We start from the raw sequence: 19894 nt of genomic DNA, 5'->3' as shown, positions 1-19894 counted from the left end.
CGCTGCCGAGAGGTCCAGCCGCTGAGGCGGCTAGCACCTTTTTCGTGACCTGACCACCTGCGAAATGTGACAGTATCGGCGCTAAAAAAAAGCTGATTGAATCAGTTTCAGTGTTCTGCCGCACGGCCAGGACGCCTTCTGAATCCGGCCTCGGCCAGGACTACTACAAGGGAGAACTGAAATGACTCAATCATCCACTGAATCGTCAAAAGATCTTGCCAGACCAGAGCTACCCGAAAAGCTGAACGGTAGAATTACCGAGCAATTCCTTGATTCCAACCGACAAAGGATTCCGGTGACCATTCAGCGCTACCCGGGGCAAGCGGAGGGCGACCGGATAAATTTGTACAGTGGAGGTCCCGACGCTGATGTCGTGGTGAGCACGGCAATAGTCACCCAAACACAGAGTGAAACCACGATCCACATCGACGCCATCAAACTAAGGAAGCTCGCGCCTGGTACGCATGCGATGTTCTACGACACTACTCCCAAATCCGGGACGCCTGTACGGGAATCCAGCTGGCTACTCTACCAGTGGCTCCCGAAGTAACTTGCACCGGTCTTTTCCTAACGATTCATGCAGTGTCATCCGGGAGCGCTGAAAAGTAGCGAATCCTGTCGCTCGGTGTGTTGCGCCGCACCATCGGTCCGTATCAATCAGGCGTTTTCCAGCAGGTTGTGCAGCTCGACGAATTGCTGCGTCAGCTTGTGTCTTGGATCGAGATGGATCAGCGGCGTATTGGCCTGGTGGGATTCGCGCATGCGCACCGAAGAGGCCAGATACACCGGCAACACAGGCAGCCCCTCAGCGATCAGTTCGTCGAGAATTTGCTGCGGCAGGCTGGCTCGGGCCTGAAACTGGTTGACGACGATGCCTTCAACTTCCAGACCTTCGTTGTGGTCCTCCTTCAGCTCTTCGATTTCCGCCAGCAGGCCGTATAGCGCCTGGCGCGAAAAACTGTCGCAATCGAAGGGAATCAGCACGCGATCAGCGGCAATCAGCGCTGAAACGGCGTAAAAATTGAGCGCTGGAGGGGTATCGAGGTAGATCCGGTCATAGTCTTCGCTCAGCTCTTCCAGCAACTTCCTCAGTTTGTTGATCTTGTGCTTGGCCTCGAGCTTGGGCTGCAGGTCCGCCAGTTCAGCCGTGGCGGTGACGACATGGAGGTTATCGAACGGCGTTTCGTAGATATCGACCTGATTTTTTCTGGAGAACGGCCCGGAAGACAGGGTTTGCTTGAAAAAATCGGCAATCCCCATGGGAATGTCATTGCCGGTGAGCCCCGTCAGGTATTGAGTGGAATTGGCCTGGGCATCGAGGTCTACCAACAGGGTGCGAAAACCCTCGTTGGCGCTGACCGCCGCCAAATTGCAGGCAATGCTGGATTTGCCCACGCCACCTTTCTGATTGAACACCACGCGCCGCATGTCAAAACCTCCGTGTATCAAAGAATGACCGAGTGTAGTGGTGCACGGCGTTGCTTAGCTACCTCCCGGGATGTGGACTGCACAGTCAGTCGTCGTCTCGCACCAAAAAACGGGAAACATCAGAGCCATACGCAGCAATGGCCGACAAACGGCATGATGAAAATGTGAATAATTGCCAAACGTTCATTTTTCGCCAACCAGGCGGTACATCTTGCTGAGCAAAATGTAACCAGCATTTGCTACGCGTTCGTCGCACCGGGATAATGCGCACCACTCGGCGCCAAGCGCCACGTAGGGTGTGCCGTGCATTTGCGCACTCATCGCGTCAAGAAAGCCCGCAGGGGCGGGATGAATGTCTGTGATCAATTTCAACATCGCCCAGTGGCGCGCGTGGGCCCCGGGGCTCGAAAGCGTGGACGATTGGCAAGCCTGGAGTCGACGACCGGTCGTACTCCCGGGCAGCGATGCGGCCCCGGATGTCTCGTTTCTGCCGGCCATGCAGCGCCGACGCCTCAGTCGGCTGGCGAGGATGGCATTCAGTGTCGCTTGGCCCCTGGCCGAAGGTCGTCAGGACTTGCCGCTGGTCTTTGTTTCCCGTCATGGTGAAACCCCGCGCACCTTCGACATTCTCAGTGAGTTGGCCGTTGAACAGCCGCTGTCGCCCACTCAATTCAGTCTTTCTGTGCACAACGCGATCATTGGCCTGTGGTCGATCATGCGCGGTGAAACCAGCGAGATGACCGCCCTTGCCGCAGCCGGCGATGGCCTGGAACACGGCATGCTGGAAGCCGCGGCCTTGCTGAATGAGGGTGCGCCGGCCGTGTTGCTGGTGGTAACCGAGGAACAGCCCCCCGAAGCCTATTCGACGTGGATTGATGACGTGCCGTTTCCGTACGCCCTCGGCCTGCTGATCACGCCAGGCAACGACTGGCAGCTGTCCCTGAACAGCCCCTCGGATGCGTTGTCCAAGTCTCGCTGGCCCCATGCACTGAATCTGTTGAAAACGCTGCTGGGCCAGCAAACCACCTGCCAACATGCCTGGAAAAATCGTGTATGGACCTGGCAACGCAATCCATGATCGAGAAAAACCGCGACGCCTACTACTGGCGCCTGCTGGCAACTGCTGCAAGCTTTACCCTGTTCGGACTGGGCGGGCTGTGCCTGCGCGTGGTGGTTTTTCCGTTGCTCGGCTGTTTGCCGGGCGATGCCCGGACCCATCGCCTGCGCGCGCGGCACACGGTCAGCCGTTGCTTCTGGTTTTTCGTGCGGTTCATGGCTCGCGCCGGCGTGCTGACCTATGACATTCAGGGCGAGGAAAAACTCGGACGCCCGGGGCAGATGATCATCGCCAATCATCCCTCGCTGATCGACGTGGTATTCCTGATCGGGCTGGTGCGCCACGCCAACTGCGTGGTCAAGCAAAGCCTCTGGGAAAACCCTTTCACCCGCGGCCCGCTACGCCGTACCGAATACATCAGCAACGACGGCAGCATGGACATGCTCGATGCCGCCGCCGATGCATTGAAAGAGGGTCAAACCCTGATCATCTTTCCCGAAGGCACCCGCACCCAGCCGGGTCAGGCACCGGCCTTTCATCGGGGAGGAGCGGCAATTGCCGTGCGGGGTGCGAAAATCCTCACCCCCGTGGTGATCAGGGTCAATCCGACCACGTTGACCAAGGCGGAGCCTTGGTATCGGATCCCAAAGCGTCGTGTGCACTTCAGTTTTCGCGTCGGGGCCGATATAGACCCACAGGCCTTCGCTGCGCTGGGCCCAGCGCCTCAAGCCTCGCGCAAGCTCAATGATTACCTACATTCGTACTTTATTAAGGAGCTCGCCGAAGATGAGCGATCTGCACCGTGATATCAAAATGCTTATCATCGACGCCCTTGGCCTCGAAGACATCAGTGCCGACGACATCGGCGATGACCAGACGCTCTTCGGCGAAGGCTTGGGCCTGGACTCTGTCGATGCTCTGGAACTCGGCCTGGCCATCCAGAAAAAATACGGCATCAAAATCGATGCCGACGCCAAGGACACGCGTAATCATTTCAGCAACGTGGCGAGCCTTGCGGCGTTCGTCACCGCAAAACAGGCAGCTTGAGACCGGACCATGCAAACTCGTGACGACATTTTCAACACCCTGCGCGATGCCTTGGTCGAGCTGTTTGAACTGGAGCCCGAGCGCGTCAGCCTCGAATCCAACCTGTATCAGGATCTGGAAATCGACAGCATCGACGCGGTTGACCTGATCGACCACATCAAACGTCAGACCGGCAAGAAAATCGCCGCCGAAGAATTCAAATCGGTGCGTACCGTCAGCGACGTCGTCGAGGCGGTCTACCGTCTGGTTCAACCGGCCGCATGAGCCGACTGATCGGCCTTGGCCTGCTGCTGGCAGGCCTGCTGTACCCCTTTGCGGTGTATTTCGGCATGGAGCATTTCGCGCCGTGGCAATTCGGTTTGCTGCTGGGCAGCCTGTGGCTGGCCCGCGCACTGAGCGGCCAACAAAAGCCCGGCAGCCTGTGGATGGCCGCGGCAGCCATCGTCTTTTGCCTGCTGCTGGCGCTGTTCGACAGCCCGGCGTTGTTGCGTTGGTATCCGGTGCTGATCAGCGGTTTCATGCTGGCGCTGTTCGGATCGAGTCTGATGTACGGCCCGCCAATGGTCGAACGCCTGGCCCGTCTGCGCGAACCGCACTTGCCCGCCAAGGCCATTCGCTATACCCGCCAGGTGACCATCGCCTGGAGCGTGTTTTTTCTGTGCAACGGTTTGTGCGCCGCCGCCCTGACGCTGTGGGCGCCACTGAACTGGTGGATGTTGTACACCGGTCTTATTTCCTACGGATTGATAGGCCTGATGTTTGCCATTGAATGGCTGATACGACAACGGGTACGAGGCCACCCATGAATTGGATAAAACTTGAGCAGCTGCTGCTCAAGGCCGAGCCGCAGCGAGCCGTAACGGCCGAGCCGCCGCTCGATCACGCACATCTGTGTGCCCAGGCCCTGAGCCTGGCCGCCGGCCTGCAAGCCCAGGGTGTGCAGCGCATTGCCGTGCACCTTGAAGACGCCGCCGATCTGGCGATTGCCCTGCTGGGTGCCTGGCGTGCCGGGGTCAGCGTATTGCTGCCCGCAGACTTGCAAGCGCAAACCCGCCAGCGCTGGTCGAAGGAAGTGGACCTGTGGCTCACCGATCAGCCCGACGATGCTCAGCTGAGCGCTTACCGACATGCACCGCTCAGCGCCGCCGCACTGGATCTGGATCAATGCCGGCTGAGCCTGTGCACGTCCGGATCCAGTGGCGAGCCCAAGCGCATCGAAAAAAACCTGCGGCAATTGGCCAATGAGGTCGAGGCCCTGGAACAGCTGTGGGGCGCCGATCTCGGCCCGGCATGCATCATCGGCAGCGTTGCCACCCAACACATCTACGGCCTGCTGTTCCGCGTGCTCTGGCCACTGTGTGCCGGACGCCCGTTCACGCGCAGGCAACTGGCGTTTCCGGAAGACCTGCAACGCGCCAGTCGCCAGCATCCGGCTTTCGCCTGGGTGGCCAGCCCGGCACTGCTCAAGCGCATGGGCGACAACCTCGACTGGCCCGCCATGAGCGCAGTGCGCCGGGTATTTTCTTCCGGCGGCGCGTTGCCGGCCGAGGCGGCTAAGATCTTGTACCAACGCCTCCATCAATGGCCGACAGAAATTTTTGGCAGCTCGGAAACCGGCGGCATCGCCTGGCGCCAGGGGCCAACGCTCTGGCAACCCTTCGCCGATGTCGCCTTGAGCCAGGACGCTGACGGCGCACTGCTCATCGCCTCACCCTACTTGCCCGCCGGCCATGTCGAACATACCGCCGATGCCGCGCGAATTGTCGCTGACGGCCGTTTCGAGTTGCTGGGGCGGCTGGACCGAATCGTCAAACTGGAAGAAAAGCGCATTTCGCTGCCGATGCTGGAACAGGCGTTGATGACCCATGCATGGGTGGCCGAAGCGCGCCTTGGCGTCGTCCAGGAAAATCGCGCTTCACTGGGTGCATTGCTGGTCCTGACAGAAGCGGGCCTTCATGCCTTGCGCAATCAAGGACGACGCACGCTCACTGAACAATTGCGCCAACACCTGAGCCAGCATTGCGAAGCGCTGGCCCTGCCACGGCGCTGGCGCTTGCTGCGACAACTACCGCTGAACACCCAGGGCAAACTGCCCCAGGCCGACGTCGAAGCCTTGCTGCTGGCGCCACGCCTCAAGGCGCCGCAAATTCTGGAACAGCTCGAAACCGAAGGCGAGTGGAGCCTGCAACTGGCCGTACCGCCGGATCTTGCCTATTTCAGTGGTCACTTCCCCACGGCGCCGGTATTGCCCGGCGTGGTGCAAGTGGAGTGGGCGCTGAGCCTCGGCCAGCAATTGATGAACTTGCCGGAAAAGTTCGCCGGCATGGAAGTGCTGAAGTTCCAGCAACTGGTGCGCCCGGGGGATGAAGTCCAATTGCACCTGCGTTTCGACCCGGACCGCAGCAAACTGTACTTTGCCTATCGCAATGAAACAGCGACCTGCTCCAGCGGGCGGATTTTGCTGGAACCCGCACTTGCAGGTGCAAACCAGCATGCATAGCCCCTGCGCAGTCATTCCGGTGTACAACCACGAAAGTGCAATCACCACCGTGGTCGATGCGCTGATTGCCCGCCATCTGCCGTGCATTCTGGTGGATGATGCCAGCAGCCCGGCGTGCGCCAGGGTGCTTGATCGACTGGCGCAACGCGAAATGGTCTACCTGATTCGCCTCGCTGCCAATCAGGGCAAGGGCGGCGCGGTCATGACCGGCCTGCGTGAAGCGTCGCGCCTGGGTTTCAGCCACGCCTTGCAAGTGGACGCCGACGGCCAGCATGACCTGCAAGACGTGCAACGCTTTATCGAACTGTCGCGCAAGCATCCGCAAGCGGTGATCTGCGGCTACCCGAAGTACGATGAAAGCGTGCCCAAAGGCCGCTTGTACGCCCGCTACCTGACCCACGTCATGGTCTGGATCAACACCCTGTCGCTGCAGATTCGCGACTCGATGTGCGGCTTCCGTGTGTATCCGCTGCCGCCGGTTCTGGCACTGATCGAGTCGGCAAAAATCGGCAAACGCATGGATTTCGACTCGGACATCCTGGTACGCCTGGCCTGGCGCAACCAACCGATGCAATGGCTGCAAACCAAAGTGCATTACCCGCTGGACGGTGTTTCGCATTTCCGCCTGTTCTACGACAACGTACTGATATCGAGCATGCACACCCGGCTGTTTTTCGGCATGTTGCTGCGTTCACCGGTGATCCTCTGGCGGCGGTGGCGAGCATGAACGCGCAAAAGCAACACTGGGCCGACCGCGAAGAGCGCGGCAGTTTCTGGCTGATGAAATTTACCGCGGTCGCCGCCAAAGTGCTTGGCCGTCGCCTGCTGAGCCCGCTGCTGTACGGCATCGTCCTGTATTTCTTCCTGTTCGGCCGCAGCGCCCGCCACAGTGCCTGGCAATATCAGCAACGCCTGGCCGAGTGGAGCGGTCGCAATGAATTGCGCCCGAGCCATTGGCGAGTGTTCGGCCAGTTCATGGCCTTCGCCGACTCCATGCTCGACAAACTCGACGTGTGGAACGGCAAGTTGAGCATCGAGCAGATCGAAATCATCGACCCGGCGCTGCTGCGCAATCAGTTGCGCGGTACTCGCGGGCAGCTGCTGGTGGGCGCTCACCTGGGCAATCTCGAAGTCTGCCGCGCACTGGCGGAAATCGGCGAAAAGGTCACTATGAATGTGCTGGTGCACACCAAACACGCCGAGCAATTCAACCGCTTGCTCGGCGAAGCCGGCGCGACCAATCTGCGCCTGATCCAGGTCAGCGAACTGGACCCGGTGATCATGCTGCAACTGCACGAGCGCCTGGAGCGCGGCGAGTGGCTGGCGATTGCCGGCGACCGCGTGCCACTGCATGGCGGGCGCAGCGTGACAGTGGATTTCCTTGGCCATCCGGCCAGGTTTCCGCAAGGGCCGTGGCTGTTGGCCGGTTTGTTGAAATGCCCGGTCAACCTGTTGCTGTGCCTGAAGAAACCCGACGGTGACTATCGCCTGACCATTGAGCCTTTTGCGGACTCGATTATCTGGAAACGTACGGATCGCGAGCAGGTCATTCATCAGTGGGCCTCCCGCTACGCCGAGCGCCTGAGTCACTATTGCCTCGACGCGCCTCAACAATGGTTCAACTTTTACCCTTTCTGGAAGACCGATGACGACGCCAACGCTTGAGCCGGTAACCTTCGGCGAACTCCCTTTGCGCATCGAAGACGTGCTGGCCCTGGCCAACCGCCAGGCGCCGGCGCAATTGCAGAGCGACGCTGCCTACCGCGAGCGCATCGCCAAGGGCGCTCGTTTCCTCGACTCTCTGCTGGACAAGGAAGGCGTGATCTACGGCGTGACCACCGGTTACGGCGATTCCTGTGTGGTGGCGGTGCCGCTGCATCACGTCGAAGCGCTGCCGCAGCATCTGTACACCTTCCACGGTTGCGGGTTGGGCAAATTGCTCGACGCCCAGGCCACCCGTGCGGTGCTGGCGGCGCGGTTGCAGTCACTGTGCCACGGCGTGTCGGGGGTGCGGGTGGAACTGCTGGAACGCCTGCAAGCCTTCCTTGAATACGACATTCTGCCGCTGATTCCGGAAGAAGGTTCGGTCGGCGCCAGCGGCGATCTGACGCCGCTGTCCTACGTCGCCGCCACGCTGTCTGGTGAACGCGAAGTGATGTTCCGCGGCGAACGCCGCCAGTCCGCCGAGGTGCATCGCGAGCTCGGCTGGCAACCGCTGGTGCTGCGTCCGAAAGAAGCCCTGGCGCTGATGAACGGCACCGCCGTGATGACTGGCCTCGCCTGCCTGGCCTTCGCCCGCGCCGACTACCTGCTGCGACTGGCGACGCGCATCACCGCGCTGAACGTGGTCGCGCTGCAAGGTAATCCCGAGCATTTCGACGAGCGCCTGTTCGCCGCCAAACCCCATCCGGGGCAGATGCAAGTCGCCGCGTGGCTGCGCAAGGATCTGGCGATCGACGCCCCGACCGCACCGCTGCATCGCCTGCAAGACCGCTATTCCCTGCGTTGCGCGCCCCATGTCCTTGGCGTGCTGGCCGACAGCCTGAACTGGTTGCGTTCATTCATTGAAATCGAGCTCAACAGCGCCAACGACAACCCGATCATCGATGCCGAAGCCGAACGTGTTTTGCATGGCGGGCACTTCTATGGCGGCCACATCGCGTTCGCCATGGACAGTTTGAAAAACCTGGTCGCCAACGTCGCCGACCTATTGGACCGGCAACTCGCCCTGCTGGTGGATGAGCGCTACAACCACGGTTTGCCGAGCAATCTCTCCGGTGCCACAGCCGACCGAGCGATGCTCAACCACGGTTTCAAGGCCGTGCAGATCGGCACCAGTGCCTGGACCGCCGAAGCATTGAAAAACACCATGCCGGCCAGCGTGTTTTCGCGTTCCACCGAGTGTCACAACCAGGACAAGGTGAGCATGGGCACCATCGCCGCCCGCGATGCGATCCGTGTACTGGAATTGACCGAACAGGTCGCCGCCGCCACATTGCTCGCCGCCAACCAAGGCGTCTGGCTGCGTGGTCAGGCCGAGGACGCGCGACCGTTGCCGCCAGCGCTCGCGGCCATGCACGAAGCGTTGGGCAAAGACTTCCCGCCGGTCATCGAAGATCGTGCGCTGGAAGGCGAACTGCGCCTGTGCCTGAAACGGATCGCCGAACAACACTGGAGGCTGCATGCGTAGCAAGGGAGTGCTGCACACCGATACGGAAATCCTCGTACCGTTCTTTGACGTCGACAGCATGAACGTCGTCTGGCACGGTCATTACGTCAAATACCTGGAAATCGCCCGTTGCGCGTTGCTGGACAAGATCGGCCACAACTACACCGCGATGTCCGACTCGGGTTACGCGTGGCCGGTGATCGACCTGCAATTGCGCTACGTGCGCGGTGCGGTGTTCGGCCAGAAGCTCAACGTGCGAGCCAATCTGGTGGAATGGGAAAACCGTCTGAAGATCAACTACCTGATCAGCGATGCGCAAACCGGCGAACGCCTGACCCGCGCGGTTTCCGTGCAAGTCGCGGTCGACATGAGCAACCGCGAGATGTTGTTGGCTTCCCCCAAAGTCTTCACCGACGCCGTCGAAAGGGCCTTGCCATGATGTTCCGCCACCCCCGGTCCCCTGTGGGAGCTGGCTTGCCAGCGATGGTCGTTAACGATGACGCCGGGGCCAAACCCTGCGGCGTTCTCGGGTTTTTCGCGAGCAGGCTCGCTCCTGCAGTGTTGTGCGTGGTGTTGGGCATTCCGGGGCTGGCTCAGGCATTCGATCTGCAACAGCTCAGCGATCAACTGGCCAAGCCCGACGTCATCCACGGCAACTTCATCCAGGAAAAGCACCTGCGTGCCCTGCCCCAGCCACTGACCAGCAAAGGCACGTTTGTCCTGGCGAAAAAATACGGTCTGCTTTGGCTACTGAAAACCCCGTTACAACAGGATTACCGCATCACCACCCAAGGTATTGCCCGACGCGACGGCAACAGCTGGCAGATGCTGCCTGGCAAAAGCGCCGGCGCCGAGCAGAACCGTTTGTTCCTCGCTGTGCTGCAAGGCGACAGCAGCGGCCTGCAACGGGATTTCGAACTGTCCTTGAGCGGCGACGCGCAGAACTGGAAACTGACCCTGCTACCGCGTTCGATGCTGCTCAAGCAGGTGTTCAACCAGATCAACATTGCCGGCGGTGAACTGGTGCACAGCATCGAATTGCTTGAAACCCAGGGCGACCGCACCCTGTTGCGCATGCAGGACAGCACCAGTGCCCAACCCTTGAGCGACGCGGAGCAACATGACTTTGCCCAGTGAACGCAGGCTGCCGTGGCTATTCGTGATCCTGCTGCTGGCCGTGGTGGCGCTCGCCGGTTGGCAATGGCGCAACGGTGCACCGTTGTCGGCCAACCTGATGGAACTGGTGCCGGGCACTGCGCCCGACGCTCTGGAACTGCGCGCCGAACAACGCATGCAGGAACCACTGAATCGCGAAATGCTGGTACTGGTCGGCCATGAACATCGTGAGCAGGCCATCGCCATGGCGCAAAAACTCGGCGATCAATGGCAGGCCAGTGGTTTGTTCGAGAAGGTCCAGTGGAACCTGCAAGCCGATTTGCCGGCGCTGCGCACGCAACTGTTGCAGGGCCGTTTGTCGATGCTCTCGGCGGACGATCGCCAGCAATTGATCGAGCATCCCGACGCCTTTATCCAGCAACGCGTACAAGCGCTGTTCGACCCCTTCACCGGCTTCAGCCTGGTGCCAAGCCAGGACGACTGGCTGGGCCTGACCGGACGCATCCAGAACAGCCAGCCGCAGCACGGTGCGGTGCAACTGGACCTCGGCAGCGGCGCGTTGATTGCCGATGCCGACGGCAAGAGCTGGGTACTGCTGCGCGCCCGCACCACCGGCAACGCCTTCGACATGAGCCTGCCGCTGCAAGTGGCCGATCTGCTTGCGCAAAGCCGCGAAGAAGCCGCTACGTCTGACGTGCAACTGCTGGCCGCCAGCGGCCTGCTCTATGCCGCCAATGGTCAGAAACAGGCGTCCCGTGAGATGACCTGGGTCGGCGGTGGTGCCACCGTCGGCATCCTGTTGCTGTTGCTTCTGGCCTTCCGCCGCTGGCGTGTGTTGCTGGCATTTGTCCCGGTGCTGGTGGGCATGCTGTTCGGCGCGGTGGCGTGTGTGGCACTGTTCGGTCATATGCACGTGATGACACTGGTGCTGGGGTCGAGCCTGATCGGCGTCGCGGTCGATTATCCACTGCACTATTTGTCCAAGAGCTGGAGCCTTAAACCCTGGCAAAGCTGGCCAGCGCTACGCCTGACTTTGCCGGGCCTGACATTGAGCCTGATCACCAGCGCCATCGGCTACCTGGCCCTGGCCTGGACGCCGTTCCCCGCGCTGACCCAGATTGCGGTGTTCTCCGCCGCCGGTCTGCTGGGAGCTTATCTGTCCGCCGTATGCCTGTTGCCGGCGCTGCTCAAGGGTGTGGAGTTGCGCCCGGCGCAATGGCCGCTGCAGGTTTCCGAGTTTTTGCTGGCTCGTCGCGAAGACTTGCTCAAGATCCTGAGCACGCCGGTGCTGCTGGTGCTGCTGCTCGCTTTCTGTGTCGCTGGCCTGCTGCAACTGCAAACGAAAAACGACATTCGCCAATGGGTCGGTGCACCGCAGCAATTGACCGACGAAGCACAAACCATCGCACGGATCAGCGGCTATCAACCCACCAGCCAGTTCTTCCTGGTGCGGGCCGCCAACCAACAGCAATTGCTCGAACGATCAAGTGCCTTGAGCGAACGTCTGGATCAGTTGGTCAATCTGGAAAAACTTCAGGGCTATCTGTCGCTCGACCAATTGGTCAGCCCGTCAAATGACCAGCAACACGTTCGCCAAGCCTTGGGCAAACTGCCGCAGTTCTGGCAGCCGCTGCTGGATGTCGGCGTGCCGGTCGCGGCGTTGCAAGCGGAGTTGACCCAGCTGCAAGCACTGCCCGTCGAAGACATCGACAGTGCCCTGGCCGGGCCGCTGGCGGAACCTTATCGCTTGTTGTGGCTGGGGCCGACCGATGACGGCGTAGCGGCCATGGTCAGCCTGCAAGGCATCACCAACCCGAACTTGCTGCAAGTCCAGGCTGAAGATTTACCGGGGGTGGTACTGGTGGATCGACTGGGTGAGCTGAACCGTGTTTTCGCTGCCACTCAAATCAGCGCTGCCGAACTGAAACTCGCTTCCTGTGTGCTGATCGTGCTGGTGTTGGTCGTGCCGTTCGGCTTTGGCGGCGCACTGCGCATTGTGTCCCTGCCGCTGCTGGCCGCTCTGTGCAGCCTGGCCAGCCTCGGTTGGCTGGGGCAGCCGCTGACGCTGTTCAGCCTGTTCGGCCTGCTGCTGGTGACGGCGATCAGCGTCGACTACGCGATCCTCATGCGCGAACAGGTCGGTGGCGCCGCCGTGAGCCTGTTGGGCACCTTGCTGGCGGCATTGACTACTTGGCTGTCGTTCGGCTTGCTGGCGGTGTCCAGTACGCCCGCGGTGAGTAATTTCGGCTTGTCGGTTAGCCTGGGGCTGATCTTCAGTTTCCTGCTTGCCCCCTGGGCCGGGCGCCATGTGCATGCGCTACCTGTTGCGGAGCCGACAACATGATGATCGTTGTGTTTTGGCTAATGGCCCTGGCGTTGTTCGCCGTGGCGACTCGCATCGGTCGCCACGTCGGCCTGATCCCGATCGTCAGCCAGTTGTTGCTGGCGACCATTGGCCTGCCGCTGTTGATGTTCTTCTGGATCGAGCCGCAATGGCAACTGAGCGGCGCGGCGCTGGTGTCGCCCATCTGGCTGAAAAACCTCTACAGCCTGAGTTTTGCACTGCTGTTGGGCTATATCCTCAGCGATGTGATCGATCTGCAACTGGACCGCCGAAGCCTGAAAATCGCTCTGCCGAGTTTCTGTATTCCGTTCGTCTGCGGCCTCGCCACCGCGGTCTGGCTGCTGCCGCCGCAACCGTGGATCAGCTCGCTGGCCGTTGGTTTGTTGTTTGCCATCACTGCGATTCCAGTGTTGTACCTGTACCTGCGACACATCGATTACCCGCCAGCCGCCACCCGTCGACTGGTACAGACCGCGATCCTGATCGACCTCGCCTGCTGGACCCTCTTTGCCCTCGCCCAAGGCAGCCTGCACCTGGGCAGTCTCCTGCTGCCCTTGGCCGGTGCCTGCCTGCCCGTGTTGCTGCGGCTACTCGGACTGCGCCAGACCTGGCTCTACAGCCTGGGCTTTTTCGCCCTGCTGGTGGTCGCCGAACACTACAAGCTCAATGCGCTGATTTTCGGCATCGGTTATGTGTTGATCATGGCCGCGCTGAAGGCGCCGCTGGTGCTGCCGCTGCCGGCGATCTGGATGAGCCGCCTGCAGACCTACATCGCCATCCCGTTGATCCTCACCTTCGGCATCGTGCAGATCAACGTGCACAGCGCGATGGACTGCCTTGGCTGGCTGCAACTGGTGGCGCTGCTGCTGTTGCCGATTGCCAGCAAACTGCTGGGCAACTGGATCGGCCTGGGCTGGGCCGGCGCCTCGTTCCAGGGCGCCAGTCGCTGGCGCGAAAGCGTGCTGCTGAACATTCGCGGCTTGAGTGAGATCGTCTTTCTCAACCTGCTGCTGCAACAACAGCTGATCAGCCCGGCGCTGTACTTTGCGTTGATGCTGATGGGCCTGGTCGCGACACTGCTGCCGGCACTCGCCGGTATGCACCGAATTCCCCTGAACGCTGCCGCCCCGGCAAGGAGCCCTCATGCCAACCGTTGAATTGCAACGTCGCCCGATCGTGGTCATCGGGGCCGGCCCTTCCGGCGCTATCGCCGCTGCGCTGCTCAAACGCAAGGGCCATGATGTGCTGGTCATCGAGCGACAGCATTTCCCCCGGTTTTCCATCGGCGAGAGCCTGCTGTCGCATTGCCTGGATTTCGTCGAAGAAGCGGGCATGCTCGATGCCGTCAACGCGGCCGGCTTCCAGCTGAAGACCGGTGCTGCGTTCGCCTGGGGCGAGCGCTACAGCAGCTTCGATTTCGGCGATACGTTCACCCAAGGCAAACCGACAACGTTTCAGGTCCAGCGCGCCGACTTCGACAAGCTGCTGGCCGATCAGGCCGCCCTCCAGGGCGTGGAGATCCGCTACGGCGAAACCATCGTCAGCGTCGATATCGATCAAGCCAAGCCACTGCTCGGCGTCAAGCGTGAGGATGGCAGTGAGTATCGGATCGAAGCGGATTTCATGCTTGATGCCAGCGGTTACGGGCGTGTGCTGCCGCGCCTGCTCGACCTGGAGGCGCCGTCGAATTTCCCGCTGCGCCAGGCCGTGTTCACCCACGTCGAAGACCATATCGACAACCCGAATTTCGACCGCAGCAAGATCCTTGTCACCACGCACCCTACCCAGCGCGATATCTGGTTCTGGACCATCCCGTTCAGCAACGGACGTTGCTCGGTCGGCGTGGTCGCTTCAGCGGAACATTTCGAGGGTCGCACCGACAATCTGGACAATTGCCTGCGCGGCTTCATTGCCGAAACGCCGAGCCTCGCCGGCGTATTGACCAACGCCGTTTGGGACACACCGGCGCGTACCATCGGCGGGTACTCGGCCAACGTCAAAACCCTGCACGGGCCGGGTTTTGCCTTGCTGGGCAACGCGGCGGAATTCCTCGATCCGGTGTTTTCCTCCGGCGTGACCATCGCCATGCGTTCAGCGAGCATGGCCGCTGCGGTTTTGCACCGTCAGTTGCAAGGCGAAACCGTCGACTGGCAACGCGAGTTCGCCGAACCGCTCAAGCGCGGTGTCGATACCTTCCGCTGCTACGTCGAGGGCTGGTATGCCGGGACTTTCCAGGACGTGATTTATTTCCCTGGCGGTGCGCCGGACATTCGCCGCATGATCAGTTCGATCCTCGCCGGTTATGCCTGGGATGAGCGCAACCCGTTCGTCGCCGAACCCAAACGCCGACTGCGGATGTTGTCGCAGCTGTGTTCAAGGGACGCCACATGAGCTACTTGAGCAACACTTACGTCGAAGAGACCCGTTTCGGGCTTTGGTTCCTGCGCAGCCACACCTGGCAGCATCATGTGCTGCGCGTGGCGATCAATGATCTGCAGCGCCTGTTCGGCGACGTGTTGCCAAGCCGCCCGGTGTTGCTGGACGCCGGTTGCGGTCAAGGCAAGTCATTTCGCTATCTGCAACAGGCCTTCATGCCCGAGCGTCTGATCGGCGTGGACGCCGACCCGCAAAGCCTGAACCAGAGCCGCGCAGAAGCAGCTGGCCAAGGTTTGACGGTAGAATTGCTCGGCAGCGATTGCGCGACCCTGGCCGTGCCCGACGCCAGCGTCGACCTGCTGTTCTGTCACCAGACATTCCATCATCTGGTCGAGCAGGAACAGGCACTCGCCGAGTTCTATCGCGTGCTCAAGCCGGGTGGTTACCTGCTGTTCGCGGAATCCACCGAGGCTTACATTGATACCTGGGTGATTCGCTGGTTGTTCCGCCACCCGATGCACGTGCAAAAGAGTGCCGCGCAGTATCTGGCGATGATTCGTCGACAGGGTTTTCAATTCACGGAAAAAAACGTGTCCTATCCGTACCTGTGGTGGAGCCGCGCCAGGGATTTCGGCCTGCTTGAACGTATGGGCTTGCGCCAACCGAAGCCTTTTGGCCAACGGGAAGAAACGCTGGTCAATGTAGTGGCGCGCAAACCTCTTGAAGGTGCTGTGTGATGTTTTTCGTCAACCGCTTCGCCATGCGATTTCTTCTATCGGTCGCAGTCCTGCTGCTCGGCGCCTGTGCCAGCCAGCCGCCGCTGCCCGAAAAAAACCCGAGCCTTTCGTTGCCTTTGCAATTTCACATCCAGCGCTTGCAGGCCGAACAGCGTCAAGACTGGGTATTGGTGATCCAGCGTGAAGGTCCGGCCATTCGCTGGTCGATGATGGACCTGCTGGGCATTCCCCAGGCACGACAGAAACTGGTCGACGGCTCGTGGCGCGCCGATGGCCTGCTGCCGCCCAACCCGGAAGCCCGAGAACTGTTCGCCGCGTTGCTGTTCGCGCTGACCCCGAAAGACGAGCTACAGAGCAACTACCCCAGCGCCTGGCAACACGGCGCGCAACGTTCGCTGCCAGCGCGCTGGGACGTTCATTATTCACAACCCTCGAGCTTCGAATTGAATTTGCCAAAAGGCCCGAATTATCAAATCACGCCCCTGAGCGGTGACACCCCATGACGGCCTACCTGAACGCCCTCGGGGTGATTTGCTCGCTGGGGCGCGGCAAGGCGCAAGTCGCCCGCAACCTGTTCGCTGGCGACTGCTCCGGCATGCGCAGTGAAGCTGGCTGGGTGCCGGAGCGTTCATTACCCGTAGGCGCGGTGCAGGGCGAGCTTGCGGCGATTCCGCCACAGCTGAGTCGGCAGCGCAGCCGCAACAATCAACTGTTGCTCGAAGCCGCCCTGCAAATTCGCCAGGACATCGATCAAGCGATCCAGACCTACGGTCGTCATCGCATCGGCGTGGTGCTCGGCACCAGCACCTCGGGCATCGATGAGGCCAGTCAGGGGCTGGCTCAGTACGTGCGCGAGCAGCAGTTCCCGAACGAATATGACTATGAGCAACAGGAACTCGGCGCACCGGCAAATTTCCTCGCCGACTGGTTGCAACTGAGCGGTCCCGCCTATGTGATTTCCACCGCCTGCACCTCCAGCGCCCGGGCATTGATGAGCGCCCGGCGACTGCTCGATCTGGGCGTTTGCGACGTGGTGCTGTGCGGTGGCGTCGACACATTGTGCAAGCTGACCCTTAATGGTTTCTCAGCGTTGGAGGCGGTGTCCGGGCAACGCTGCAATCCGTTCTCGGTAAACCGCAACGGCATCAACATCGGTGAAGCGGCGGTGCTGTTCCTGATGAGCAAACAGTCCAGTGACAGCCAGGCGATTGCCTTGCTGGGCAGCGGCGCCAGCTCCGATGCCCATCACATTTCCGCGCCGGAACCGACCGGCCGTGGAGCCCGACAAGCGATGCGCAAGGCTTTGAACCAGGCCCAATTACAGCCCGAACAAATCGGCTACCTGAACCTGCACGGCACCGCTACCCAGCACAACGACGCCATGGAAAGTCAGGCAGTGAATGCGCTGTTTGCGCAAGGTGTCCCCTGCTCGTCGACCAAACCCATGACCGGTCATACCCTCGGCGCCGCCGGGGCACTGGAAGCGGCGTTCTGCTGGTTGAGCCTGAGCAAGGACAACCACGCGCACGCCCTGCCGCCGCACATCTGGGATGGCCAACCGGACCCGGCGTTACCGCCCCTGAAATGGGTGACCCCGGCCGATCGAATGGCGTCCACAGGACCTCGCTTCCTGATGAGCAATTCCTTTGCCTTCGGTGGCAACAACGTCAGCCTGATTATCGGAGACGCCCCATGATTGACTGGCCGCTCGCCGAACTGCTGCCTCACGCCGGCGACATGATCTTTATCGATCAGATCCTGGCATTCGATGACGAGCAGATTCACACCCGCCTCACCGTCAAGCCTGATGGCTTGTTCAGCCTGCCTGACGGCAGTTTGCCGGCCTGGGTTGGCATCGAACTGATGGCCCAGAGCGTCGCCGCCTTCGCCGGTTGTCATGCGCGCCAGCGCGGCGAAACGGTGGCCTTGGGCTTTCTGCTCGGCAGCCGCAAGTTCGAGTGCAACGTCGAAAACTTCCCGGCCGGCAGCGAGTTGACCATCCACGGCATCCGCTCGCTGGAGGACGACAACGGCATGGGCGTGTTCGAATGCCACATCGACGGGCCAGGCATTCACGCCACCGCCCGCCTGAACGTGTACCGCCCGCCGCAGGCGGCTCAATATCTTCATGAACCCGCAGGAGTCCAGTCATGACTGAATCCGTACTGGTCACCGGTTCCAGCCGTGGTATCGGCCGCGCCATCGCCTTGCGCCTGGCCCAGGCCGGGCATGACATCGTGCTGCATTGCCGCAGTGGACTGACCGAGGCCATGGCCGTGCAAGCCGACATCGAAGCCTTGGGACGCAAGGCACGCATCCTGCAATTCGACGTCAGCGACCGCGCCATGTGCAAAGCGATGCTTGAGGCCGACGTCGAAACCCACGGCGCCTATTACGGCGTGGTGCTCAACGCCGGCCTGACCCGTGATGGTGCTTTTCCGGCACTGAGCGAGGATGATTGGGATGTGGTGATGCGCACCAACCTCGACGGTTTCTACAACGTGTTGCACCCGGTGATGATGCCGATGATCCGTCGTCGCGCCGCCGGGCGGATTGTCTGCATCACGTCGGTGTCCGGCCTGATCGGCAACCGGGGCCAGGTCAACTACAGCGCCTCCAAGGCCGGCCTGATCGGCGCGGCGAAAGCATTGGCGATTGAACTGGGCAAGCGCAAAATTACCGTTAACTGTGTCGCCCCCGGCCTGATCGACACGGCCATGCTCGACGAAAACGTGCCGGTGGAAGAACTGATGAAAATGATTCCCGCACAACGCATGGGCACACCTGAAGAGGTGGCAGGCGCAGTGAATTTCCTGATGTCCGCGGAAGCCTCGTACATCACCCGGCAGGTTCTGGCCGTCAACGGAGGCCTGTGCTGATGAAGCGCGTCGTCGTCACCGGCATGGCCGGCATCACCTCACTCGGCAGCGATTGGCAGACCATCGTCGGCAACTTCGCCGCCAACCGCAGCGGCATCCGCCGGATGGACGAGTGGGATCGATTCACCGAGCTCAACACGCGCCTGGCGGGGCCTATCGACGACTTCAAGGTGCCGAGCCACTGGACCCGTAAGCAACTGCGCAGCATGGGCCGTGTTTCCCGGCTGGCAGTCGGCGCGGCGGAACAGGCGTTGACGGACGCCGGACTGCTCGACGACGAATCGATCAAGGATGGACGCATGGGCGTCGCCTGCGGTTCGTCCACCGGCAGCACCGACGAGATCAAGGCGTTCGGCAACATGCTGCTCAATTCGGTGGCCGAGGGCCTGAACGCCAACTCGTATGTGCGGATGATGCCGCACACCACGGCGGCCAATATCAGCATTTTCTTCGGCCTCACCGGCCGCCTGATCCCGACGTCAAGCGCCTGCACCAGCGGCAGCCAGGGCATCGGCTATGCCTACGAGGCCATCAAGTTCGGCCGCTTGCCGCTGATGCTCGCCGGCGGCGCCGAAGAACTGTGCCCGACCGAAGCCATGGTTTTCGACGCGCTCTACGCCACCAGCCTGAAGAACGACACCCCGCAGTTGTCGCCACGTCCTTATGACAGCGGCCGTGACGGCCTGGTGATCGGTGAAGGGGGTGGCATGCTGGTGCTCGAAGAGCTGGAGCACGCCCTCGCGCGCGGCGCACGCATCCATGCCGAAATCGTCGGTTTCGGCAGCAACGCCGACGGCCAGCACACCACCCGTCCCGAACAAGTCACCATGCGCCGGGCGATGGAGTTGGCACTGGAAGACGCGGGGCTGCAACCGTCGGATATCGGTTACGTCAACGGCCACGGCACTGCCACCGAACAGGGCGACATCGCCGAAACTTTGGCCACCAGCAGCCTGTTTGGCGAACACATGCCCATCAGCTCGCAAAAGAGCTTCCTCGGCCACACCCTCGGCGCCTGCGGTGCGCTGGAGTCCTGGTTCAGCATCGAAATGATGAACCGCGACCTCTACGCCCATACCCTCAACCTCGACGACGTCGACCCGCATTGCGGCAAGCTGGACTACTTGCGCGGCGAGTTCCGGCAGATGAGCAACCGTTACGTGATGAACAACAATTTTGCGTTTGGCGGGGTGAATACTTCGCTGATTTTCAAGCGCTGGGCGTAACGCGGCAAACTACCG

At 61.2% G+C, this 19894-nt stretch carries 22 protein-coding genes; 21 read left to right on the top strand and 1 reads right to left on the bottom strand.

Annotated features, from left to right (window positions below):
• Positions 1–181 precede the first annotated feature (181 nt).
• Positions 182–550 (top strand): hypothetical protein, encoded by a 369-nt coding sequence (locus tag D8U73_RS05705; protein WP_130903928.1) that lies wholly within the window; start codon positions 182–184, stop codon positions 548–550.
• A 107-nt stretch (positions 551–657) separates the two neighbouring features.
• Here D8U73_RS05705 and D8U73_RS05700 read toward each other — a convergent pair whose 3' ends face one another.
• A complete protein-coding gene (locus D8U73_RS05700; RefSeq protein ID WP_056852300.1) occupies positions 658–1428 on the bottom strand; it encodes a ParA family protein in 771 nt (256 codons plus the stop codon).
• Positions 1429–1780: 352 nt separating this feature from the next.
• Between D8U73_RS05700 and D8U73_RS05695 the strand changes: the two genes are divergently transcribed.
• The 20 genes from D8U73_RS05695 to D8U73_RS05600 are packed head-to-tail and all read left to right on the top strand — an operon-like array spanning position 1781 to position 19879.
• On the top strand, positions 1781–2506 hold the full coding sequence (locus tag D8U73_RS05695) for a beta-ketoacyl synthase chain length factor (RefSeq protein ID WP_056852299.1): 726 nt from the start codon (positions 1781–1783) through the stop codon (positions 2504–2506).
• Complete coding sequence (locus D8U73_RS05690) at positions 2482–3291, top strand: lysophospholipid acyltransferase family protein (RefSeq protein ID WP_056852298.1); 810 nt, start codon at positions 2482–2484, stop codon at positions 3289–3291. Before D8U73_RS05695 ends, D8U73_RS05690 begins: the two co-directional genes overlap by 25 nt.
• Entirely contained in the window at positions 3272–3532 is a 261-nt protein-coding gene (locus D8U73_RS05685; RefSeq protein WP_056852297.1) for a phosphopantetheine-binding protein, read from the top strand. Before D8U73_RS05690 ends, D8U73_RS05685 begins: the two co-directional genes overlap by 20 nt.
• A gap of 9 nt (positions 3533–3541) precedes the next feature.
• Positions 3542–3796 carry an acyl carrier protein gene (locus tag D8U73_RS05680; protein ID WP_028622164.1) on the top strand — a complete coding sequence of 85 codons (255 nt, stop codon included), beginning with the start codon at positions 3542–3544 and terminating at the stop codon, positions 3794–3796.
• A complete protein-coding gene (locus tag D8U73_RS05675; protein WP_130903927.1) occupies positions 3793–4338 on the top strand; it encodes a hypothetical protein in 546 nt (181 codons plus the stop codon). The genes D8U73_RS05680 and D8U73_RS05675 overlap by 4 nt, the downstream gene beginning before the upstream one ends.
• Positions 4335–6032, top strand: a complete 1698-nt coding sequence (locus D8U73_RS05670) for an acyl-CoA synthetase family protein (RefSeq protein WP_130903926.1) — start codon at positions 4335–4337, stop codon at positions 6030–6032. The genes D8U73_RS05675 and D8U73_RS05670 overlap by 4 nt, the downstream gene beginning before the upstream one ends.
• Positions 6025–6759 (top strand): glycosyltransferase family 2 protein, encoded by a 735-nt coding sequence (locus tag D8U73_RS05665; RefSeq protein ID WP_130903925.1) that lies wholly within the window; start codon positions 6025–6027, stop codon positions 6757–6759. Before D8U73_RS05670 ends, D8U73_RS05665 begins: the two co-directional genes overlap by 8 nt.
• On the top strand, positions 6756–7697 hold the full coding sequence (locus tag D8U73_RS05660; RefSeq protein WP_130903924.1) for a glycosyl transferase: 942 nt from the start codon (positions 6756–6758) through the stop codon (positions 7695–7697). Before D8U73_RS05665 ends, D8U73_RS05660 begins: the two co-directional genes overlap by 4 nt.
• Positions 7678–9222 carry an aromatic amino acid ammonia-lyase gene (locus tag D8U73_RS05655; protein ID WP_130903923.1) on the top strand — a complete coding sequence of 515 codons (1545 nt, stop codon included), beginning with the start codon at positions 7678–7680 and terminating at the stop codon, positions 9220–9222. The genes D8U73_RS05660 and D8U73_RS05655 overlap by 20 nt, the downstream gene beginning before the upstream one ends.
• Positions 9215–9640, top strand: a complete 426-nt coding sequence (locus tag D8U73_RS05650) for an acyl-CoA thioesterase (RefSeq protein WP_056852292.1) — start codon at positions 9215–9217, stop codon at positions 9638–9640. The genes D8U73_RS05655 and D8U73_RS05650 overlap by 8 nt, the downstream gene beginning before the upstream one ends.
• The gene (locus D8U73_RS05645; protein ID WP_130903922.1) at positions 9637–10338 is read left to right on the top strand and encodes an outer membrane lipoprotein carrier protein LolA; all 702 of its coding nucleotides are present in this window, start codon (positions 9637–9639) and stop codon (positions 10336–10338) included. The genes D8U73_RS05650 and D8U73_RS05645 overlap by 4 nt, the downstream gene beginning before the upstream one ends.
• Complete coding sequence (locus D8U73_RS05640; RefSeq protein ID WP_130903921.1) at positions 10322–12661, top strand: MMPL family transporter; 2340 nt, start codon at positions 10322–10324, stop codon at positions 12659–12661. Before D8U73_RS05645 ends, D8U73_RS05640 begins: the two co-directional genes overlap by 17 nt.
• Positions 12658–13818 (top strand): sodium:proton antiporter, encoded by a 1161-nt coding sequence (locus D8U73_RS05635; protein ID WP_130903920.1) that lies wholly within the window; start codon positions 12658–12660, stop codon positions 13816–13818. The genes D8U73_RS05640 and D8U73_RS05635 overlap by 4 nt, the downstream gene beginning before the upstream one ends.
• Positions 13805–15052 carry an NAD(P)/FAD-dependent oxidoreductase gene (locus tag D8U73_RS05630; RefSeq protein ID WP_130903919.1) on the top strand — a complete coding sequence of 416 codons (1248 nt, stop codon included), beginning with the start codon at positions 13805–13807 and terminating at the stop codon, positions 15050–15052. Before D8U73_RS05635 ends, D8U73_RS05630 begins: the two co-directional genes overlap by 14 nt.
• The gene (locus tag D8U73_RS05625) at positions 15049–15774 is read left to right on the top strand and encodes a class I SAM-dependent methyltransferase (RefSeq protein ID WP_130903918.1); all 726 of its coding nucleotides are present in this window, start codon (positions 15049–15051) and stop codon (positions 15772–15774) included. Before D8U73_RS05630 ends, D8U73_RS05625 begins: the two co-directional genes overlap by 4 nt.
• Positions 15774–16277: a hypothetical protein gene (locus D8U73_RS05620; RefSeq protein WP_082557516.1), complete on the top strand. Its 504-nt coding sequence runs from the start codon at positions 15774–15776 to the stop codon at positions 16275–16277. The genes D8U73_RS05625 and D8U73_RS05620 overlap by 1 nt, the downstream gene beginning before the upstream one ends.
• On the top strand, positions 16274–17470 hold the full coding sequence (locus tag D8U73_RS05615; RefSeq protein WP_130903917.1) for a beta-ketoacyl-[acyl-carrier-protein] synthase family protein: 1197 nt from the start codon (positions 16274–16276) through the stop codon (positions 17468–17470). Before D8U73_RS05620 ends, D8U73_RS05615 begins: the two co-directional genes overlap by 4 nt.
• On the top strand, positions 17467–17928 hold the full coding sequence (locus D8U73_RS05610; protein ID WP_056852285.1) for a hotdog family protein: 462 nt from the start codon (positions 17467–17469) through the stop codon (positions 17926–17928). Before D8U73_RS05615 ends, D8U73_RS05610 begins: the two co-directional genes overlap by 4 nt.
• Positions 17925–18653, top strand: coding sequence for a 3-oxoacyl-ACP reductase FabG (gene fabG, locus D8U73_RS05605; RefSeq protein WP_130903916.1), 729 nt, complete (start codon positions 17925–17927; stop codon positions 18651–18653). Before D8U73_RS05610 ends, fabG begins: the two co-directional genes overlap by 4 nt.
• Positions 18653–19879 carry a beta-ketoacyl-ACP synthase gene (locus D8U73_RS05600; protein WP_056852283.1) on the top strand — a complete coding sequence of 409 codons (1227 nt, stop codon included), beginning with the start codon at positions 18653–18655 and terminating at the stop codon, positions 19877–19879. The genes fabG and D8U73_RS05600 overlap by 1 nt, the downstream gene beginning before the upstream one ends.
• Positions 19880–19894: the final 15 nt, after the last annotated feature.

The organism is Pseudomonas sp. Sample_22 (assembly GCF_004307635.1).
Classification (GTDB): domain Bacteria; phylum Pseudomonadota; class Gammaproteobacteria; order Pseudomonadales; family Pseudomonadaceae; genus Aquipseudomonas.
This window is presented reverse-complemented; position numbering and strand designations above follow the sequence as displayed.